The sequence below is a fragment of the uncultured Granulicatella sp. genome (genome assembly GCF_963515615.1).
Classification (GTDB): Bacteria; Bacillota; Bacilli; order Lactobacillales; family Aerococcaceae; genus Granulicatella.
In genome coordinates this window covers 24,701-40,124 of sequence record NZ_CAUPZT010000013.1, presented here as the reverse complement: position 1 = coordinate 40,124, position 15,424 = coordinate 24,701, and the positions used below count along the sequence as shown (strand labels likewise).

The window sequence follows — 15,424 nt, the reverse complement described above, 5'->3', positions numbered from 1 at the left end:
AAATTGCTAAAAGCAGTATTTATGGAATTGATTTCGATGTTCATTTAGAACATGGTGAAAAAGATCATGGAATCCATGGAGATTTCACTCATGAACATGAGCATCATCATGAACATGAGCATCATCATGAACACGACCACCATCATGAACACGACCACCATCATGAACACGATCATCACCATGAACACGATCATCACCATGAACATGGTCACCATCATCACGATGACGTTCGTGGATTACTAAAAATTATTGAAATTTTTGAGAATAGTACCGTTTCTGACTTTGTAAAAGAAAAAAGTATGGAAGTGTTTCGTGACATCGCTCGTGCAGAATCTGCCGTTCATCAAGTTCCAATTGAACACATTCATTTCCACGAAGTTGGAGCGATTGATTCGATTGTAGATATCGCTAGTTTCTTCATCTTATTTGAAAACTTAGGAATTACAAAAGTGTACAGTACACCTTTAGTAGAAGGGAGCGGGACTATCAAAGTCGCTCATGGAGTAATGCCTGTTCCTGTTCCTGCAGTCATGCAATTAAGAAAAGGAACTTCTATCTTAATTCATCAAGACTTTGATATTAAAACTGAACTCATTACACCAACTGGACTCGCTTTACTAAAAGCAATTCATCCAGACTTTACCATTCCAGAAAACTTGGAAATTACTGCTGTAGGATATGGATTTGGTAAACGAGATACTGGAAAATTCAACGCTCTACGTGGAAGTCTATGTCAGCCAACTACTCACTCGTTCAAAGAAGTGCATCAATTAGACGATGATATTTATCAAATCGATACGACGATTGATGATCAAACACCTGAACAAATGGGTTATTTAATGGATTTCCTATATGAAAAAGGAGCGCTAGATGTTACTTATTTCAGTGTTTTAGCAAAAAAGAATCGTCCAGCAATTCATGTAACTCTTCTAATTACTCTCACACAATTAGAAGAATTTACTAATATTCTATTTGAACAAACAAGCACCATTGGATTTCGTTATCAAAAAATTTCAAGGAAAGTCATGCAACGAACTTTTCAAGAAGTAAAAACAAGTTTAGGAATGATTCGTGTCAAACAAAACACCTATCAACATATCTCTAAAACAACTCTCGAATATGAGGATTGTGCCAGACTAGCCAAAGAACATCAAATGCCAATTGGAAAAGTCTATCAACTATTAGAAAAAGAAGTTTTATCATAATTTAATAATAAAAAGGAGTTTTATATTTTTATGTTTACACAAGAATTTATTCACCTATTATCATCTGAATTTATGGGAACTGCCCTTATGATTTTATTTGGGGTTGGGGTACACTGTGACGAAGTATTGAAAAAAACGAAATATAATGGTTCAGGTCACTTATTCGCCATCACAACATGGGCATTTGGTATTACTGTTACATTATTTATCTTTGGTGGAGTTAGTATTAACCCAGCTATGGCATTAGCAAAAGTGGTATTGGGATTATTGCCTGCTGAACAATTTATCCCTATTGCAATCGCTGAATTTTTAGGTGCATTTGCTGGTGCTGTTATCGTATGGTTCATGTATGCAGACCACTTTACAGCTTCTGAAGGTCAAGTAGATGGAATTGCGATTCGTAACATCTTCTCTACAAACCCTAACTGCCGTAACTTACCACGTAACTACTTCGTCGAAGCATTTGCAACCTTTATTTTCTTAACAGCTATTTTAGCTACTGAACAAGTAAATAAAGATCAATTAAACATTATTGTTGGTTTACTTGTATGGGCTGTTGGTATGGGGCTAGGAGGTACTACAGGATTTGCGATGAACCAAGCTCGTGACTTAGGACCTCGTTTAGCGTACCAAGTATTACCAATCAAAAATAAAGTAAATAATGACTGGCAATATGGATTATTAGTACCAGGTACTGCTCCATTTATCGGTGCTGTAGCTGCTGCATTATTTGTTCGTTATTACTTAGGATATTTCATGTAAAACAAAAAAGCTGCTAACGCAGCTTTTTTTGTTTGCTCTTATTTTAACATCGCCAACACATCATCTAAATCTTGTTGGATGATTTGGTTTGGATCAATTGATGGATTATTACCAAATCGAGTAGCCAAGCGTAATCTCAATTTCTCATTAAAATTACGAATCCAACGACCATTACTACGGTCATTCGTATGAGCATACGCTGTTGCAACAGCCTGACGATAAGCTTCTTCATCTACTGTCAAGGAATCACTAGCTAATTCATATAATCCAATTTGTCCAATTTCTTCTGAGGTATAATCTTCAAAATCAAATGTATTTGGAACACGACTTGCTAATCCTGAATTTGTTTCTAAAAAAGTCCTCATTTCTTTATGATATCCTGCAAAAATGACAACCATATCATGACGATGATCTTCCATAAATTTCAAGATTTCATCAATCGCTTCTTGTCCAAAATTATCATTAGGACCATGTTTTAAGGAATAAGCTTCATCAATAAAGAGTACTCCCCCTAGAGCAGCCTGTAACTGTTCTCTTGTTTTAATGGCTGTTTGCCCTTGGTATCCACCAATTAAATCTCCACGAGAAACTTCTACCATTTTATTAGTTGCAATCATGCCTTTTTGATACAATAATTCGCCAATAATTCTAGCAACCGTTGTTTTACCCGTCCCTGGATTTCCTAAGAATAACGAATGTAACGTAATATTTTTTGTTTCAATTCCTTGTTCTTGTCTCACCTTCGATAATTCTACTTGATGAATAAAGGCACTGACTTGTTCTTTTACTTTTTCTAAACCAATTAATTGATTTAATTGTTCCCATGCATCAGCTTTATGTTCGGATTCTTCATAACTTCCTTGTGCCAATGCTTTTTCAATATCTTGGTTTTTAATTAAAGTCATATCTTCGCCATCTTGTGACATCACACGGAAAATAAATTCTTGCATAATTTGCTCATTTTGATTACGAATCCATCGAGCATTACTCTTATCTAAGGAACGTTTATACGCTTCTTTAATTTTACGAGCATAAAATTCTGGATCTTCAACTTTTCGAGCTTTTCCTTCAAAAATTTTAAGTCCCATTTGAACAATTTCATCGGATGAATAATCTTCAAATGTTAATTGATGTGGCACGCGAGAATTGAATCCTGGGTTGACATCGAAAAATTGTTCCATTTCCTTTGTATATCCAGCAAAAATCACCATAATATCATCACGATGGTTTTCCATATACGTCAACAATTCATTAATCGCTTCTTCGCCTGTGCTATTCGAACCTTTTTTATTTAAGGCATACGCTTCATCAATAAATAACACGCCACCTTTAGCTTCTTCTAATTTCTTACGAGTTTGTTCTGCTGTTTGATTCACATATCCAGATAATAAATCAGCCGCTGATACTTCTACAAATTTGAACTCTTCCCCTTTTAAGGCTCCATATTGGAATAAGATTTGTCCCATTAATCGTGCTACGGTTGTCTTACCCGTTCCTGGATTTCCTAAGAAAGCTGCGTGCATTGTCATTTTTTCTGGAGGTAATCCTTGTTCAATTTGTAATTGATTATATTTCGCCTGTTGGATTAATTTATCTACTTTTTCTTTGACGGTTTTTAGTCCAATTAGTCCTTGCAACTCTGCATAGTAATCAGTATTCGTTTGAGGAGCTTTTTGCTCATTCGCTGTTCGAATAATTTCCCCTTTTTCGCTTCTTTCTGGAGCTACTTTATGCTTCTGTGTAATGCTGCATTGACTTGTTTCATCTATTTCATAGTTCAGTTTTGTAGCATCTCCATTTAAATGAATAAAGTCATTGGCAATAAAGCTCGAACCTTCTTTTACACGGATTATGGTAGAAGTTTCTTTTTCCACTTCTACACTATCTCCAACAAATAAAGCATTTGTTGTTAAACTAATAGGAATATGTTGACTTTCGTTATTTAAAAATCGTAATCTCCCTCGTGAATATAAAGTGGAGTCTCCATCAATCGCAAGATTATGCTTTACAGCCCCATTTACCATACGAATATGACTATTTTTTAACTTCATAAAGTCAACATTTAAGTTTTTGAAAACTCCTGTACAAGATTTTTGTAAATAAATCGTATAATAATCCTTACCAACACCTTGTATTAGACTATCTTGAATCAATAATTCACTTTTGCTAGCATTTAAAACCGCTTGACTTCCACCCTCAAATGTGCCAGTAACTTGACTTGAAAGAATCGATAGTTTTGAATCTTCAATCCATAAAGATGTTGGTCGGCTACACTCCATTTTGGAATGTACAAATTCTAATTCAGAATGTTCACGAATCAATAATCGATTTTGAATCGTAGAATCTTGAATAGAAACGGCTGAATGAATAAATTTCATCCCTAATTGGTGTTTGTCCGGTAATTTTGTCGTAAACTTCTTAAAATGGACTTTACTTTTTTCTTCTGAAAATACTAAGAAATGATCATTTTCTGGAAAATCTGTTTGTAATACACTGTTTTCAAAAGTAACTTCCGATTCTCCTGTAATATGAAACATATTGGTATTTTGTAATACTGACATCCACAAGTTTTGAAAAGTCACGTTTACCTTATTAGAAATTTTAATTTTTCCCGTAATCGTATTTAAAAACCTATTCCCTTCTACATGACCAACAATTGTTATATTTTTTGTTATTTCAGTAACAGGTTCTTTTGTAAAATTCATTGTCAAATGAGGAGTAAATTCAATAATATCTCCATCCTCAGCTGCTTCATAAGCCGCATCAAAATCCCAAGTGTCTTCAGTTGCTCCAACAAGAAATCTTGGCATATTCTCACTCCTTATATCTTTTTATTTCGTCAACATTTCTACATATAATAGTTTTATTATACCAATGTTAGTTTGAAAACTCTATTAAAAAAAGGCTTCGTTCACGGAACAATCGCGGAACAAAACCTCTAAAAACCTTGATATATCAATAATATAAAAGGAGAAGAGGAGATTTGAACTCCCGCGCCGCTTCCACGACCTATCGCATTTCGAGTGCGACCCCTTCAGCCTCTTGGGTACTTCTCCATTATTAACAATAGTATATGCCTTTCCCTCTAACTCCTCAAGATTTTTCCAAAAAATTATATAAAATTTACAACTTATCCACAGAGTTATCCACATGTACACATGTTCGCTACTAAATTTTGTTTATCCTTCCTCTCTATCCACTATATATTGGTCAATACCCTTTTTTTGTAATATTTCTGTTATATCTTGTTCGCTTGATTTATCCACAATTTTATTCCATTATCCAAAGTTATCCATAACGTCTGGAAACATTGATATAACAAGGTTTTGATAACTATCGCAATAAACTTATTCACAATTTCCCCTTCACCTGTGGATAACTTATTTTCAAAAAAAGCTTATCATATCAATGATTTTAAAAATTTATTTTTTCTTTTTTTACAAAACTTTAAAAAAATATCCACATAGTTATCAACATTTTTGTGGATAACTATGTGGATAGCATCATTTTATAAACTTGGACTATCTGAACTTGTTAATTGAATCGTTGCTGTTTGTTTTTGTCCATTTCTATAGTACGTTACTTCCATACTAGAGCCAACAGTTTTACTATACAATGCTTTTCTTAATGTTTGTACACCTGTAATTGGTTTACCGTCAATTTCCGTAATGACATCATATTGTTTTAATCCGCCTTTACTTGCGCTACTATTCTCTTGGACATCCGCTACAACGACACCTTCTTTAACATCGTTTGATAAATCTAATTGTTGACGACCTTGAGAAGAAACAGAGGTTAAATCTACCATTGAAATCCCTAAAACTGGACGAATCACTTTACCGGATTTTTCTAATTGATTAATAATAGAAACTACCTCATTACTTGGAATTGCAAATCCAATTCCTTCTACACTAGATTTACTAATTTTCATAGAATTGATTCCAATGACTTGTCCTGCGGCATTCACTAATGCTCCACCAGAATTTCCTGGGTTAATTGCAGCATCTGTTTGGATAGCCGTTACAACCCAATCTTGTTTTCCATCTCCATCCACATCTGTTGGAACAGAACGATCTTTGGCAGACACAATTCCTTGAGTCACACTTGTAGCAAATTCAGTTCCTAGAGGCGAACCGATAGCAATAGCTGTTTGCCCAGCTTTCACTTCATCTGAATTTGCAAACTCAGCAACAGTTGTCACTTTATCTGCTTTAATTTTTAATACTGCTAAATCCGTCCATTTATCTGCACCAATTAATTCTGCTTTTTCACGAGTACCATCTGCCATTAATACTTCTAATTCTTGAGAACCAGAAATAACATGATTATTTGTTACGATATAAGCATAGCCATTTTCAACTTTATAAATCACTCCACTACCTTCAGAAGCAGTTGTTAAATCACTATCTTCTGTTTTTTGATTTTGTCTGCGGCTTTGACCGTAATTACCAAATAAACTATTTTGATTGATACTTTGTTTATTAATAACAGAAACAACTGCATTTTTCACATTTGCAACAACATCAGAGACATCTCCAGCACCCTTATTCGATAATGCTGTAGGACTTGTTTTGACAGTTGTTGTACTAGTTGCTGTAGATCTTACTCCTGTTAATTGGTTTAAGGTTCCTGTTGCACTCATAGCGCCAAATCCAATGATTACAGCTAATAAGCCACCCGTTACTCCACCAACAAATCCTGAGCGAAAAGCTCTTTTTTTCTTACCTTGTCTTGTAACTTCAGGAATACTTTCTTCTATTATTGTTTCATCTATTTGTGTATTTTCTTGTTTATTTTCTACTTCTTCATGGAATTCATTTGTCATGAATATCCCTCCTTTTCATCTTAGCAATCACTTTATTGCTTTCTTTTGACACCCTTATACTAATCTAGCTTTTTGAAAAAAGTTTGAAGATAATGTAATAAATCCATTATAAACTTGTAAATAAATACTCAAATAATTGAATTTTCTTTAAACTCTAAATAATTCTGTCGGCTCATATGGATCTGTATGATACACTTCAAAAGTATCATGAATCCCACAATCATGTTGTAATAGAATGGATTCCGCAGTTTGATAAGCTAGTTCTTTTAAATTATTATCTTGACTTAAATGTCCTAAATAAATTCTTTTCGTCTTATCTCCTAGCATTTCGCACATCGCTAATGCACCATCTTCATTGGATAAATGTCCTTTATCACTTAAGATTCTTTGTTTTAAATGCCAGGCATAATTTCCCATCCGTAACATATCGACATCATGATTACTTTCCATTAAATAAGCATCTGCATTATATAATAATCTTCTTAATTTCTCGCTAACATAACCCGTATCCGTTAACATGACAAATTGTTTTTGATCTTTTTGAAAGGAGTAAAATTGAGGACAAGCTGCATCATGAGATACAGCAAAACTCATTACATCAATATCTCCAAAAGTTTTTATTACTCCTGGTTCAAATAAGTGCTTTTGTTCTTGTTTAATGACCCCAATATTTTTTCTTTCCATCGCCTTCCATGTTTTCTCATTGGCATAAATATCCATGCCATACTTTCTTGCTAATACGCCGATTCCTTTAATATGATCGACATGTTCATGCGTTACCAAAATAGTATCAATATCTGCTACTGAGCGTCCAATTTTTTCCATTTGGGCGGCAATAGCTTTTCCTGTTAAGCCACAATCTACTAAAATTTTTCTTTGTGGAGTTTCAATATAAGTTGCATTACCAGAACTTCCACTAGCTAATAGACTCACTAAAAAACTTGATTCGCTCATATTTCCTTCCTTCCTATTGCGTTGTTCCTGTATTGACTGTTTCAGTCGCTTCATTTGTTAAGACAGTCCCTCGAATAGCATCTACCCGTCGAACAATCATTTGCCCATCTGCTTGTTTAAATTCTACATACCAAGCTGGAGAATAGATGGATAAATCTTTTAAAGCTAACGATTTATAATAAGATAATCGAACAACTGAAATCGTTGATCGAGTTGGAATTCTTCCTGCCAAATATAATACTTCTATTGCCTTTTGAGAAGTAATTAAAGAACGATTATTCCCTAGTTTTTCAACATTCCCCGCAAAAGTTTGCTCATAACTAATGACTTGATTATTAGCATTCAAGGTAAAAATAATTTGACTACTTCCATCCATAACCGGTATTTGATTCGCTCTTTGTGCATAAATCACTTTTCGTGTTGTGGGATTATAATTGAACCATGTATATTGATTTCCATTGACAATCGCTCCACTCTCAACATAAGCTGTTAATTCTGCAAAATTTTCCATAGTCGCTGTGGTATTAGCATCTAATGTTAATTGGATTGGAAAAATTAATTGAGAGGAAATAACTCCCTTATCATAAGATACAACCTGACTCGGCAATGCATTCACAGGTGCTTCAATACTAATCGGACTAATTTGAATAATTGGAAGAGATTCTACGGTCATGTTCACTCCCGTTACTGTAATTCCATCATTTCGCATTTGTTCCATTACATTAATACTGGTATTTAAAGGAGTTTTTACTTCTTTTTTCATTTGCCAAAATAGTCCAAATAAAAATATATCTAAAAAGAGGAAACTGATAATTAATACCAAAGTCGATCGTCTAAAATCCATCGCTATCCCCTCCTTGATCTTTTAGTGGTTGATTTAATTCTTCTAATGTTCTCCAATTTCCATCTACTTTTATATACCAATTTGGAAGAAATTCAACGATTTGATTACTTTCTGGACTTGATTTCCAAGCATATCCTAGTCGAATATCCTCTAACGTACTTAAGGAAATTCCTTTACCTAAGATTTGATCCATTAATTCTTTTCCACTCATTAAATCAACCTTTTGATTTTTAGCAGGAATAGGCGTTTCCGCAATCAGCGAAGACAAACGCATCTTTTCCACCCCAGTAAGCGTAATAATAAATTGAGAAAAACCTTCCTTTGCATCCGAAAGAATTGGATAGGAACCAACGTAACGCATATATTCCACAATTTTTCTTTCTGTATCAAAATCAGAAAAACTCATTCCTAATTTCCATCCACCAATTTTTTTCATTTGAGCAAAGGATTGCTGTAAATGAACCGTCAATGATAAAGGCTCATCATCCACACGATTTTGATAATAGGAAATAACATTCGTTGAACGATCCATTTTTAATTGGGATAAATTATCGTTATAAATAATGGATTGCCCATCACTTCTATTTCTTAACTCTGATGGATTTGCAAATAATTGTGTAATATAAAAACTAATCGGTATTTGTTCCATTAAATACGTTTGCTTTTCCAGTGATAAATTATTCACTTCAATAAATACTTGTTTATGTTTTAAAATATAGGATTCTACGAGATAAAATTTATCTTCTTCATAAAATTTTGAAAATTCTGTTTGAACATCTTGATCTATTTTAGCTTGGTACAACTGTTTCGTATAATCATTTACAAAATAAACACTTTTAGAATCATCATAGCGATATATAATTCTACTAAAGGTTTCTTGACGAAATTCCTCGGGAATATCCGCAAAATATCGACTCATAATAGAAAAAGTAACAGGAGCATCAAAAAGTAGTTGACTAAAGGAGTCCCTTAATACTAATTGTTCATAATTTTCTTGAGATAGAACTTCTCTCTTTCCAATTTCCTTATATTTTCCCACTAAAGCATTATTCACGGATTCAATAATGGTTGAGTCACTCGTCATTTTCACCTTATTTTCATAAGAATAGACAAAACGAGTTGGACGAAATACATCTTCTAACGCATAATTAACTCGTGCTTGTGTACTATTATCTTGATTTGTAGAGGCCACATTTCTTGTTAATCCATTATATGAAAAAATTTCTACTGGACGAAAAACAATCACCGCCGTTAAGGCTAAGCTAAACAAACTTAAAACGATTAAAACGGCAATTAAATATCTAGAACGAATTCTCATTCCCATTCACCATCCTCTTCAAATGGAATATATGGTAAGGAAACAAAGAAGGTAGATCCTTTATTTTCAATACTGTTTACCCAAATTTTTCCGCCATGTAATTGGACAACTTCTTGAGCAATCGCTAATCCAAGACCACTTCCACCCATTGCACGCGAACGTGCTTTATCCACACGATAAAAACGGTCAAATAAATGAGGGATATCTTTTCTAGCAATTCCTAACCCTTCATCGCTCACACTTACAATAATATCCGTATGAGTTTCCATTAAACGAATAATAATACGTCCCCCATCTGGAGAATATTTAATCGCATTATTAATAATATTATCTAACACTTGAGTAATCTTATCTTGATCTAATTCCACCCATAAATCACGTTGCGTAATATCCGTTAAAATACGATAATTTTTATCTCGATAAGGCTCTGATTGTAATACCATTTCAAATCGATTCACAATATGAACTACTAATTCATTCATATTAATAAATTCTTTTTCTAATCCAAAACGATTTTGGTCCATACGAGATAAATTCAACAAATCTGTAATCATTCGCATCATACGATCTGTTTCCGTTTCAATTACATTTAAAAATCCTGGAGCAATCTCTTTATTTTCCCACGCTCCATCGACTAAGGCTTCAGTATAACTCTTAATACTTGTTAACGGCGTACGCAATTCATGCGATACATTTGATACGAAATTTCTACGTTCTCGTTCAATTTTTTGTTGCTCAGTAACGTCAGTTAGAACACAGACTAATCCACTAATAAATCCTGATTCACGTTGAATAACAGAAAATTCACATTGAATCATTGAATCTTCTCCATCCTCTTCTAAGTAAATTAATCGCTCTTGTTGCGTTTCTAATAATTCTCTAAAAGTAACACGCTCTTCCAATGGAAGAATTTCCAGAAGGGGAATTCCAATCACTTTTTCTGATTTTAAATTCAAAATATCTAAAGCTGCCGTATTCATAATGACAATACGACCACGTCTATCTGTCGCAATTACCCCATCACTCATATGACGCAAGACACTATCTAAGCGTTGACGTTCGGATTCAGTACTTTCTTGTGCTTCTTTAATTTTCAACGAAAGATCATTAATCGCTTGACCTAACTGCCCTAACTCATCATCACTATAAATTTTAACTTCTCCAGTATAATTTCCCTCTGCTATTTTTTCCGTTTGTTTCTTCATCTCCGCAATTGGTTTTGTAATTCCTTGAGAAATAAGGAATGTAATAATAATTACTAATACAATCGCAATCAAAGATGAACTAACAAAAATAACTCCAATATCTTTTACTTGTGTATACCTTGACTCAATATTGGTCGTAACAGAAATAATTCCTAATGGATTACCAGAATTGCCGCTTATTGGAGAAATTGGCGAAACAATCTTCCAATAACGATTTTCATGTTCAGTATAATTGTAAGCATACACATCATTGGTTAATAATACTTGTTGTGCATCTGCTTCTGTTGTTCGAGTCCCAACAACGGATTGTTGCGATTGATTGGTTGTTCCTAAAATATATCCCTGAGTATCCATAATACGAGCTTCTACAATACTACTACCCGTTGGATAATCTTGTAGTATTTTAGAGATTTCGGCTATTTTCACTTCATCTTTATCATCTCTTGCTAAAATAGGTTGCACACTATTTTTCAAAAATCCAACTTGCAATTGAATTTGTTCTTGGAAGTTGGAAATCATCTGTGTTTCCAATTGACGCAAGAAATTCGCAACAATTAATTGCAAAGAAATCATCAGCATGAAAATGAATAACACTGGAATTTTAAATTGAATGGAACGAAAAAATCGTTTCACTTTTTGCATATGATATCTCCTTTATAGATAATAAATGCGCCTTTCTTCCCAGAATAGTTCTTGGTAAAGAAAAGCGCATCTTTCTAAGCTTCTTTTTCTTGTTCTGGAGTTTTAATATAGTAACCTACTCCACGTCTTGTCATAATCCATGTCGGATGACTTGGTGTATCTTCAATTTTTTCACGTAAACGTCTGACAGTTACGTCAACCGTACGAACATCTCCAAAATAGTCATAACCCCAAACGGTTTGTAATAAATGTTCTCTTGTAATCACTTGACCAATATGTTTTGCTAAATAGTGAAGTAATTCAAACTCACGGTGAGTTAATTCAATTTCTTCTCCTCGTTTGGATACAACATATGCATCCTCGTGAATAATGAGAGAACCTAACACAATTTCATTGGCTACCTTTTCTTCATCTGGTTCACTAGGGGCAACATGTTGACGACGTAAATTAGCTTTTACACGAGCAATTAATTCTCGATTTGAGAATGGTTTTGTCACGTAGTCATCGGCTCCTAATTCTAAGCCTAACACTTTATCAATTTCTGAATCTTTTGCAGTTACCATAATAATTGGAACATTACTAGTTTTACGAATTTCTCGACAAACTTCTAAACCTTCAATTTTTGGTAACATCAAATCTAAAATTACTAAATCGGGATTTTCAGCAGCAAAAACTGCTAATCCTTCTTCCCCATCAAATGCGGTAACAACTTCGAACCCTTCTTTTGACAAACTAAATTTGACAATATCTGAGATTGGTTTTTCGTCATCTACGACTAAAATTTTTTTCATAACGAGCTCCTCTCTTGCGATTGAGCGTTCGGGAAATATTATTTACTATCCCAAACATCTTCTAAAATGTTGGTTTGATTTCTATCAGGACCTACTGAGAATGTTGAGATTTTTACTCCTACTAATTCTGAAACTCTGCGTACATAGTTTTGCGCTTCAATTGGTAATTCTTCTAATGTACGACATCCTGTAATATCTTCACTCCAACCTGGAAGTTCTTCATAAACAGGTTCACATTGTCCTAATTCTACTAAACTTGCTGGATAATGGCGAATTTCTTCTCCATTTGGTTTACGATAAGAAACACAAATTTTTACAGTTTCTAATCCAGTTAATACATCGATACTATTTAAGCATAGATTTGTAATACCTGATACACGTTTAGAATGTCTCATCACAACACTGTCAAACCATCCAACACGACGTGGACGTCCAGTAGTTGTTCCATATTCACGACCAACTTCACGAATACGGCTTCCAATTTCATCAAATAATTCTGTAGGGAATGGTCCGTCTCCTACACGAGAAGTGTAGGCTTTACAAACACCGACTACTTTTGTAACTTTTGAAGGGCCAACACCACTACCTATCGTTACTCCACCTGCTAATGGATTCGAAGATGTGACAAATGGATAAGTTCCTTGGTCAATATCCAACATCACGCCTTGTGCGCCTTCAAATAACACACGTTTTCCATTATCTAAAGCTTCATTTAATAATACGGAAGTATCACAAACATATTGTTTAATTTGTTGCCCATATTCATAATATTCTTCCAAAATTTCTTCAAAATTCATTGGATTTGCATCATATAATTTCGTAAATTGACGGTTTTTATCTTCTAAATTAATACGCAAACGTTCTTCAAAAACTTCTCGATCTAATAAATCCGCAATACGAATTCCCACACGAGCTGCTTTATCCATATATGCAGGTCCAATTCCTTTAATCGTTGTACCGATTTTATTGTCCCCTTTAGCTTCTTCTTGTAAACGATCCAATTCAATATGATATGGCAAAATTACGTGTGCACGATCTGAAATTCTTAAATTATCAGTCGCAATATTTCTTTCATGTAAATAGGCTAACTCTGTTACTAAAGATTTTGGATTAACGACAACCCCATTCCCAATAATACAAAGTTTTTCAGGAGAAAAAATTCCTGATGGAATTAAATGTAATTTATACGTTTCTCCTCCAAATTGAATCGTATGACCAGCATTATCGCCCCCTTGATAACGAGCAACATACTCTGCCTGTTCACTAAGGAAATCTGTAATTTTACCCTTTCCTTCGTCTCCCCATTGTGTACCTACTACTACTACTGATGACATATCCGCACCTCTTTAATTTTTTTTTACATTGGTGGCATTGTAGCTTCTAAACTTTTCGATGCTATCGATGTAAATTTATTATATTCTTTTATAAACATTAATTCTACGGTTCCTCGTGGACCACTACGGTTCTTTTCTATAATGACTTCAATAATATTATTCGACTCTTGTTCTGGAACTTTTCCATCTTCATCTGGTTCTTGTCGGTAATAATCATCTCGATATAAGAACGCTACAATATCCGCATCTTGCTCAATCGAACCAGATTCACGAATATCCGACATCACCGGACGCTTATCTTGTCTTTGCTCTACTCCACGTGATAATTGAGATAAAGCAATAACCGGAACACTTAATTCTTTAGCAAGTTTCTTTAAATTTCTTGAAATTTCTGAAACTTCTTGTTGACGACTTTCTCGGCCATTTCCTTCAATTAATTGTAAGTAATCAATTATAATTAATCCAAGATTATTTCGTTCTTGTTTTAATCGTCTACATTTTGCACGAATTTCCGATACTCGAATACCAGGTGTATCATCAATATAAATTGGAGCATTCGATAAAGTACCCGATGCTACAAAATAACTACGAAGTTCTTCTTCCGTTAAACGACCATTTCGCATATTACTTGCATCAATACTTCCTTCCGAACATAACATCCGGTTTACAAGAGATTCCGCACTCATTTCTAAACTAAAAATGGCTACCGTTTCATTTGTTTTTGTCGCAACATTTTTAGCAATATTTAATACAAATGCGGTTTTCCCGACAGATGGACGTGCTGCTAAAATAATTAATTCATCCGAATGAAGTCCAGAAGTCATTCGATCTAAATCAATATATCCTGTTGGAATTCCGGTAATTTCTCCTGTATTTTTCATACGCTCTTCAAGAGATAAATACGCTTCATTCAAGATTTTTGTAATATCTACAAACCCTGCTCGATTTCTCTTTTCAGAAACTTCTAAAATACTTCGCTCAGCTCTATCCAATACGGCTGCTACTTCATCGGTTTCACCATATGCATCTGTTGCAATATCCGTAGAAGTTCGAATTAATTTTCGTAAAGTTGATTTTTCACTCACGATTTTAGAATAATATTCTACATTCGAAGCAGTGGGTACTTTTTCTGCTAATTCAAGCAAATAAAGTTGTCCTCCTGCATTTTCTAATTGTTTATTTTGATTTAAACGTTCTGCAACTGAAACAATATCAATGGGCGAAGAATCATTATTTAACTCTACCATCGCTTTAAAAATGACTTGATGATTTACACGATAAAAATCATCTGGCATTAAAAATTCCATTACAGATACAATTGAATCTGGATCTAATAATATCGCTCCTAAAACAGATTGTTCTGCATCTAAATTTTGCGGTGGAATTCTTCCTTCAAATTGTTCATCCACTTGTCCATTGACACCTTCTTTCATTCTATACATACGGTGTCATTTTACCATAAAATCTACAAAAGAAACAGGCAGAACCTTCCACAGAACAGAAAAAATCCAAGACGGTTTCTCCGTCTTGGATTTTCTAGGAAG

General features: G+C 34.1%; 11 protein-coding genes and 1 tRNA gene. 2 read left to right on the top strand and 10 right to left on the bottom strand.

Annotated elements, in window-relative coordinates; genetic code table 11:
- Both larC and larD read left to right on the top strand, forming a co-directional pair.
- The coding region (larC, locus tag RYL55_RS03665) for a nickel pincer cofactor biosynthesis protein LarC (protein WP_315007391.1) at nucleotides 1–1,205 on the top strand (1,205 nt) is incomplete at its 5' end.
- Between the two features lie 30 nt (nucleotides 1,206–1,235).
- Nucleotides 1,236–1,967, top strand: a complete 732-nt coding sequence (gene larD / locus RYL55_RS03660) for a D/L-lactic acid transporter LarD (protein WP_315007389.1) — start codon at nucleotides 1,236–1,238, stop codon at nucleotides 1,965–1,967.
- Nucleotides 1,968–2,005: 38 nt separating this feature from the next.
- On the opposite strand, the gene RYL55_RS03655 is transcribed toward larD, so the two are convergent.
- From RYL55_RS03655 to dnaB, 10 genes are all read right to left on the bottom strand, one after another.
- A complete protein-coding gene (locus RYL55_RS03655; RefSeq protein ID WP_315007387.1) occupies nucleotides 2,006–4,777 on the bottom strand; it encodes an AAA family ATPase in 2,772 nt (923 codons plus the stop codon).
- A 158-nt stretch (nucleotides 4,778–4,935) separates the two neighbouring features.
- Nucleotides 4,936–5,023, bottom strand: a tRNA-Ser gene (locus RYL55_RS03650).
- Nucleotides 5,024–5,475: 452 nt separating this feature from the next.
- The gene (locus RYL55_RS03645; RefSeq protein ID WP_315007385.1) at nucleotides 5,476–6,792 is read right to left on the bottom strand and encodes a trypsin-like peptidase domain-containing protein; all 1,317 of its coding nucleotides are present in this window, start codon (nucleotides 6,790–6,792) and stop codon (nucleotides 5,476–5,478) included.
- 147 nt (nucleotides 6,793–6,939) lie between these two features.
- On the bottom strand, nucleotides 6,940–7,746 hold the full coding sequence (locus tag RYL55_RS03640) for an MBL fold metallo-hydrolase (protein WP_315007383.1): 807 nt from the start codon (nucleotides 7,744–7,746) through the stop codon (nucleotides 6,940–6,942).
- Between the two features lie 13 nt (nucleotides 7,747–7,759).
- Nucleotides 7,760–8,590, bottom strand: a complete 831-nt coding sequence (locus RYL55_RS03635; protein WP_315007381.1) for a two-component system regulatory protein YycI — start codon at nucleotides 8,588–8,590, stop codon at nucleotides 7,760–7,762.
- Nucleotides 8,580–9,914 carry a two-component system activity regulator YycH gene (locus RYL55_RS03630; RefSeq protein WP_315007379.1) on the bottom strand — a complete coding sequence of 445 codons (1,335 nt, stop codon included), beginning with the start codon at nucleotides 9,912–9,914 and terminating at the stop codon, nucleotides 8,580–8,582. The genes RYL55_RS03635 and RYL55_RS03630 overlap by 11 nt, the downstream gene beginning before the upstream one ends.
- The gene (gene walK, locus RYL55_RS03625; RefSeq protein WP_315007377.1) at nucleotides 9,905–11,755 is read right to left on the bottom strand and encodes a cell wall metabolism sensor histidine kinase WalK; all 1,851 of its coding nucleotides are present in this window, start codon (nucleotides 11,753–11,755) and stop codon (nucleotides 9,905–9,907) included. The genes RYL55_RS03630 and walK overlap by 10 nt, the downstream gene beginning before the upstream one ends.
- Before the next feature lie 74 nt (nucleotides 11,756–11,829).
- Nucleotides 11,830–12,546, bottom strand: coding sequence for a response regulator YycF (yycF, locus tag RYL55_RS03620; RefSeq protein ID WP_315007375.1), 717 nt, complete (start codon nucleotides 12,544–12,546; stop codon nucleotides 11,830–11,832).
- 38 nt (nucleotides 12,547–12,584) lie between these two features.
- Complete coding sequence (locus RYL55_RS03615) at nucleotides 12,585–13,880, bottom strand: adenylosuccinate synthase (RefSeq protein WP_315007373.1); 1,296 nt, start codon at nucleotides 13,878–13,880, stop codon at nucleotides 12,585–12,587.
- A gap of 23 nt (nucleotides 13,881–13,903) precedes the next feature.
- Complete coding sequence (gene dnaB, locus RYL55_RS03610) at nucleotides 13,904–15,289, bottom strand: replicative DNA helicase (protein ID WP_315007395.1); 1,386 nt, start codon at nucleotides 15,287–15,289, stop codon at nucleotides 13,904–13,906.
- Between the last annotated feature and the right edge of the window lie 135 nt (nucleotides 15,290–15,424).

Bases quoted from the DNA above. Each gene is read 5' to 3' on its own strand.
- RYL55_RS03630 (WP_315007379.1), bottom strand. From the start codon at position 9,914: ATGGGAATGAGAATTCGTTCTAGATATTTAATTGCCGTTTTAATCGTT.
- RYL55_RS03655 (WP_315007387.1), bottom strand. From the start codon at position 4,777: ATGCCAAGATTTCTTGTTGGAGCAACTGAAGACACTTGGGATTTTGAT.
- larD (WP_315007389.1), top strand. From the start codon at position 1,236: ATGTTTACACAAGAATTTATTCACCTATTATCATCTGAATTTATGGGA.
- yycF (WP_315007375.1), bottom strand. From the start codon at position 12,546: ATGAAAAAAATTTTAGTCGTAGATGACGAAAAACCAATCTCAGATATT.
- RYL55_RS03645 (WP_315007385.1), bottom strand. From the start codon at position 6,792: ATGACAAATGAATTCCATGAAGAAGTAGAAAATAAACAAGAAAATACA.
- RYL55_RS03635 (WP_315007381.1), bottom strand. From the start codon at position 8,590: ATGGATTTTAGACGATCGACTTTGGTATTAATTATCAGTTTCCTCTTT.
- RYL55_RS03640 (WP_315007383.1), bottom strand. From the start codon at position 7,746: ATGAGCGAATCAAGTTTTTTAGTGAGTCTATTAGCTAGTGGAAGTTCT.
- RYL55_RS03615 (WP_315007373.1), bottom strand. From the start codon at position 13,880: ATGTCATCAGTAGTAGTAGTAGGTACACAATGGGGAGACGAAGGAAAG.
- walK (WP_315007377.1), bottom strand. From the start codon at position 11,755: ATGCAAAAAGTGAAACGATTTTTTCGTTCCATTCAATTTAAAATTCCA.